We start from the raw sequence: 5,798 nt of genomic DNA, 5'->3' as shown, positions 1-5,798 counted from the left end.
GAGCGGGGGCGGCCGGGGCTGCCGGAGCGGCGGCGGCCGGAGCGGCACCCGGAGCGCCGATCACGGCCAGCTTGGCGCCGACCTCGGCGGTCTCGTCCTCGCCGACCACGATCTCCAGCAGCACACCGGCGGCCGGGGCGGGGATCTCGGTGTCGACCTTGTCGGTCGAGACCTCCAGCAGCGGCTCGTCCTCCTCGACCGACTCGCCGACCTGCTTCAGCCAGCGGGTGACGGTGCCCTCGGTGACGCTCTCACCGAGCGCGGGCAGGACGACATCGGTGCCGCTGGCGCCACCGGCCGGGGCGGCGGCGGGAGCCTCGGCGGCGGGCGCGGCAGCCTCGGTGACGGCGGGAGCCGGGGCCGGGGCCGGAGCCTCGGCGGCGGGAGCCGGGGCGGGAGCGGCGGCCTCGGCGGCGGCCGGGGCCGGGGCCTCGGCCGGGGCGCCCGAACCGTCGTCGATGATGGCCAGCTCGGCGCCGACCTCGACGGTCTCGTCCTCGGCGACCTTGATGGAGGCGAGGATGCCGGAGGCCGGGGCGGGGATCTCGGTGTCGACCTTGTCGGTCGAGACCTCCAGCAGCGGCTCGTCGGCCTCGACGCGCTCGCCCTCGGCCTTCAGCCAGCGGGTGACAGTGCCCTCGGTGACGCTCTCACCGAGCGCCGGAAGGGTTACGGAAACCGACATGGTTTCAGGTGCTCCTAACAGGAAGTGCGGAAGTGGTCGTCGCGCCCGAGGGCGACTCAGGCAGCTCAGTCAGCTCAGCCGACTCAGACATGAGCGTCAACTCAGTCATGAGCGTGCAGGGGCTTGCCCGCGAGGGCCAGGTGGGCCTCGCCGAGCGCCTCGTTCTGGGTCGGGTGCGCGTGGATGAGCTGCGCGACCTCGGCCGGGAGGGCCTCCCAGTTGTAGATGAGCTGCGCCTCGCCGATCTGCTCGCCCATCCGGTCACCCACCATGTGGACGCCGACGACGGCACCATCCTTGACCTGGACCAGCTTGATCTCGCCCTGGGTCTTGAGGATCTTGCTCTTGCCGTTGCCCCCGAGGTTGTACTTCAGGGTGACGACCTTGTCCGCGCCGTAGATCTCCTTGGCCTTGGCCTCGTTGAGACCGACGGAGGCGACCTCCGGGTGGCAGTAGGTCACCCGCGGCACGCCGTCGTAGTCGATCGGCACGGTCTTCAGACCGGCGAGCCGCTCCGCCACCAGGATGCCCTCGGCGAAGCCGACGTGCGCCAGCTGAAGGGTGGGGACGAGGTCGCCGACGGCGGAGATCGTCTCCACGTTCGTCCGCATGTACCCGTCGACCAGGACGTAACCGCGGTCCATCGCGACGCCCTGCTCCTCGTAGCCGAGACCGGCGGAGACCGGGCCGCGGCCGACCGCGACCAGCAGCACCTCGGCCTCGAAGGTCTTGCCGTCGGCCAGGGTCACCCGGACGCCGTCCTGGGTGTACTCCGCCTTCTCGAAGAAGGTGCCGAGGTTGAACTTGATGCCACGCTTGCGGAAGGCGCGCTCCAGCAGCTTGGAGCTGTTCTCGTCCTCGACCGGGACGAGGTGCTTCAGGCCCTCGATGACCGTCACCTCGGCACCGAAGGACTTCCACGCGGAGGCGAACTCCACGCCGATGACACCGCCGCCGAGCACGATGGCCGACTTCGGCACGCGGTCCAGCGTCAGCGCGTGGTCGGAGGAGATGATCCGGTTGCCGTCGATCTCCAGACCCGGCAGCGAACGCGGTACCGAACCGGTCGCCAGCAGGATGTGGCGGCCCTCGACGCGCTGGCCGTTCACATCGACCGAGGTCGGGGAGGAGAGACGGCCCGCGCCCTCGATGACGGTGATCTTGCGGGAGGCGATCAGACCCTGGAGGCCCTTGTAGAGCCCGCTGATCACGTCGTCCTTGTACTTGTGGACGGCGGCGATGTCGATGCCCTCAAGGGTGGCCCGGACACCGAACTGCTCGGACTCACGGGTCTGGTCGGCGACCTCTCCGGCGTGCAGCAGGGCCTTGGTGGGGATGCAGCCGTAATGCAGGCAGGTGCCGCCCAGCTTGTCCTTCTCGATCAGGGCGACGTCCAGCCCGAGCTGGGCCGCGCGCAGGGCCGCAGCGTAACCGCCGCTACCGCCGCCGAGGATCACTAGGTCGAAAACGGTGCTGGCGTCGTTCGCCACGTCACGTCCTCCATGCATGAGTGCCGGTCCTGCCGCAGGTCCCCTTATCACCCCGGGGAACCGGCCGGTCGGCTGGTGTGCGGCCGCTGTCTCGTCGGCCCGGTGAGGGGCCCTGTCCTGCCGAGAACCCATCTTCGCACTTGTTGCCGGGAGGCGGGACGCGGGGCGGGTGTCTGAGGCGTTACCGGGTGGTCCGCGCGCGGTGATTTCGTTGACAGCGAACGCGTACGGGGTGGGTGCGGGGTGGGGGGATGGCCCGACATGGGCGGTATGCCCCGGGCGGGCTCCGTCGCGCCTCATGATGACCTCATGGCGGGCTCCGCCCACCGCCCGGTCATGGATGCCCCCGGGATGACCCCCGGATGACCCGCCCCGGTGGGCCTGTGGCTGCTCCAGGTCGAGACCCCGGTCCCTGGGCGGGCCTGCCCACCCGCCGTGGGCGGGCGGGTCCCTCCCCGTTGTGGGCACGGGTTCCGCCGGGGCGGAACGGGTGGGCACACGGGGAACCCCCTGCCGGGCAGGCATCCCCACCCGCCCAGCCCCGTACCCGGCCTGCCCGGCCACGCAAGCCGCGCCCCCGCGCACCGGACCCCGCTGAGGTCCACACCTCGTGTACGTACCCCGTGACGGTCACGCCCCGGTGCGGGGGGCCTGTCCGGCAGGGGCCGGAGCGACAGAGCCCGTTGCCCGGGTGGTGGGCTTGTGCCCATCCTCCCCCAGCCTTCGGCCGGGGGGACCCCCATCGCCCCGGGCGGAACGCCTGCCCACAAGCAGTGTGGACCCGCCGTGCCCACAAGCGGGCGGGGCCCGGCCGAGAGGAGGCGGGGGTGAGGGAGGGCGCGCCCCCCAGGGGGCGCGCCCGGGGTGGGGCTAGCCGAGGTCGCCGTCGGCGATGCGCTCGGCGAGCTTCACCAGGGTCCGCACGGACGAGCCCGTGCCGCCCTTGGGGGTGTACCCGTACGGCGCGCCCTCGTGGAACGCGGGGCCCGCGATGTCCAGGTGCGCCCAGGTGATGCCCTCGCCGACGAACTCCTTCAGGAAGAGCCCGGCGACCAGCCCGCCGCCCATGCGCTCGCCCATGTTCGCGATGTCGGCGGTCGGCGAGTCCATGCCCTTGCGCAGCTCGACCGGGAGCGGCATCGGCCAGGACAGCTCGCCGACCTCCTCCGCGATCTCGTGGACCGCGGTGCGGAAGGCGTCGTCGTTGGCCATCACACCGAAGGTGCGGTTGCCGAGCGCCACCATCATGGCGCCGGTGAGGGTGGCCACGTCCACGATGGCGTCGGGCTTCTCCTCGGAGGCCTTCCACAGCGCGTCGGCGAGGACGAGCCGGCCCTCGGCGTCGGTGTTGAGGACCTCGACGGTCTTGCCGCTGTACATCCGCAGCACGTCACCCGGGCGGGTGGCGGAGCCGGACGGCATGTTCTCGGCGAGCGCCAGCCAGGCGGTGACGTTGACCTCGACGCCGATACGGGCGGCGGCGATGACGGCGGCGAAGACGGCGGCGGCGCCCGCCATGTCGCACTTCATCGTCTCGTTGTGCCCGGCGGGCTTCAGGGAGATGCCGCCCGAGTCGTAGGTGATGCCCTTGCCGACCAGCGCCAGCGTCTTGGCGTCCTTGGAGTGGGTGTAGCTGAGCTTCACCAGGCGCGGGCCGTTCTGGGAGCCCTGGCCGACGCCGAGGATGCCGCCGAAGCCGCCCTTGGCCAGCGCCTTGTCGTCCAGCACCTGGACCTTGACGCCGACCTCCTTGGCGGCGGCGGTGGCGACGGCCGCGAACGCCTCGGGGGTGAGGTCGTTCGGCGGGGTGTTGACGAGGTCGCGGGCGCGGTTGATCTCCTCGGTCAGCGCGAGGGCGCGCTCGGCGGCGGCCTTGTGCGCCTTGTCGCGGGGCTTGGCGCCCAGCAGGGCGACCTCGGCCAGCGGGCCCTTGGCGCCCTTGGTGTCCTGGTAGGCGGTGAAGGCGTAGGCGCCGAGCAGCGCGCCCTCGGCGATGGCCTCGACATCCTCGGACGCCTCGATCGGCAGCGCGAAGGCGGCCTTCTTGGTGCCGGAGAGCGCGCGGGCGGCGTTACCGGCGGCCCGGCGCAGGGTCTCGGCCCCGTACGCCTCGTCCTCCAGCGCCACGGCGCCGAGCCCGACCGCCAGGACGACCGCGGCCTTCACTCCCTCGGGGGAGGGGACCTTGGTCACCTCACCCTCGGCACCGGTCGCGCCGAGGGTCTCCAGTACGGCGGCGAGCTGTCCGTCGAACGCCTTGTCCACGGCCTCCGCGCCGGGCGCGACCACGGGTCCCTTGTCGCCCTTCGCGACACCGACGACGACGGCGTCGGCCCGCAGAGTGGCGGCACCGGCAGTGCTGAGAGTGAGAGCAGTCACGGTGGTGAAATCTCGCTTCCGTTGAGTTCTAGGTCCTTCAGGGCCTTGTGGGGACGGGTCGACATCCGCCGGGCAAAGCCTACGCGCGGTCATCTTCCTCGCTCACGGCGGCGGTCACTCACTCGTACGTGGTGTTCCGGGTCGCCCAGGGTGGTACGGGGGCGGGCGCGCGCCCCCGTACGGCGAGGGTTGGCGGCGGCGGCCCGTCACCGCGGCGCTCCTGACCGGCCGGTCAGCCCAGCGCCGGCAGCACCGGCGGGTCAGCCCAGCGCCGGCAGCACCGGCGGGTCAGCCCAGCGCCAGCGCCACCAGCGCCACCGTGCCCGCCGTCTCCGCCAGCGCGCCGAACACATCGCCCGTCACCCCGCCGAACCGGCGCCCGCAGTGCCGCAGCAGCAGTTCCGCGGCCGTCAGTCCCAGGAGGGCGGCGACCGCGCCGTGGAGTGCCCCGGGAGCGCCGCCGTACGCCAGGGCGCCCGCGCCCGCGCAGACGACGGTGACCAGCGCGCCGACCAGGAGGACCGCCCGGGTGGAGAGCACCTCCGCGACCGCCGCGCCCAGGCCCTCGGGCCGGGCCGCCGGGACGCCGTGACGGGTCGCGAGGGTGAGGGCGCACCGCGCGGTGACGGCCGCGAGGACGGCACCGGTGGCGGCGTGGGCCCACCCCCGTTCGTACAGCTGCGCCAGCGCGGCGACCTGGGCGAGGAGGACGAAGAGGAGGGTGATGACCCCGAACGGGCCGATATCGGACCGCTTCATGATCGCCAGGGCGGCGTCGGCGGGCTTGGCGCTGCCGAGGCCGTCGGCGGTGTCGGCGAGACCGTCGAGATGGAGTCCCCGGGTCAGTACGGCGGGAACGGCGGTGGTCGCGACGGCCGCCAGCAGGGGGGCGGCGCCGAGCAGCACCGCCGTGGCGCCGACGAGGGCGGCGGCCAGGCCGATGGCCAGGCCCGCGAGGGGAGCGCAGGCCATGCCCGCGCGGGCGGTGGGGCGGTCCCAGCGGGTGAGGTGGACGGGGAGGGCGGTGAGGGTGCCGAAGGTGAAGCGCAGGGCGTCCGTGCACCCCACGCGCGTCGCGCCCGTCTTCCCACTCACCCCAGCACCCTATGCCCCGCCCTGCCCCGCGCCGCTCCCGGTCCCGGCCCACCTCGCGTCAGGGGTCCGCGGGACCCCCGACGCGGTGCGGAACGGGCGTACCCGCACGCGGGCCGTACGCCCACGCGGCCCCTCGTCGTGGCCCCCCG

The 5,798-nt window shown here is 73.3% G+C and carries 4 protein-coding genes; all 4 read right to left on the bottom strand.

All coding sequences use genetic code 11. From position 1 onward, the window contains the following. The coding region (locus ACFVIM_RS32015; protein ID WP_384308934.1) for a biotin/lipoyl-containing protein at positions 1-685 on the bottom strand (685 nt) is incomplete at its 3' end. 101 nt (positions 686-786) lie between these two features. Then, entirely contained in the window at positions 787-2,175 is a 1,389-nt protein-coding gene (gene lpdA, locus ACFVIM_RS32010; RefSeq protein WP_384308931.1) for a dihydrolipoyl dehydrogenase, read from the bottom strand. 870 nt (positions 2,176-3,045) lie between these two features. Next, positions 3,046-4,554: a leucyl aminopeptidase gene (locus ACFVIM_RS32005; RefSeq protein ID WP_384308928.1), complete on the bottom strand. Its 1,509-nt coding sequence runs from the start codon at positions 4,552-4,554 to the stop codon at positions 3,046-3,048. Positions 4,555-4,842: 288 nt separating this feature from the next. Then, complete coding sequence (gene cobS, locus ACFVIM_RS32000; protein WP_384308925.1) at positions 4,843-5,649, bottom strand: adenosylcobinamide-GDP ribazoletransferase; 807 nt, start codon at positions 5,647-5,649, stop codon at positions 4,843-4,845. Positions 5,650-5,798 lie beyond the last annotated feature (149 nt).

It is taken from the genome of Streptomyces sp. NPDC057638 (genome assembly GCF_042800315.1).
Taxonomy (GTDB): domain Bacteria; phylum Actinomycetota; class Actinomycetes; order Streptomycetales; family Streptomycetaceae; genus Streptomyces.
The sequence above is the reverse complement of the archived record's forward strand: the minus strand, read 5'-3'. Positions and strand labels throughout refer to the sequence as shown.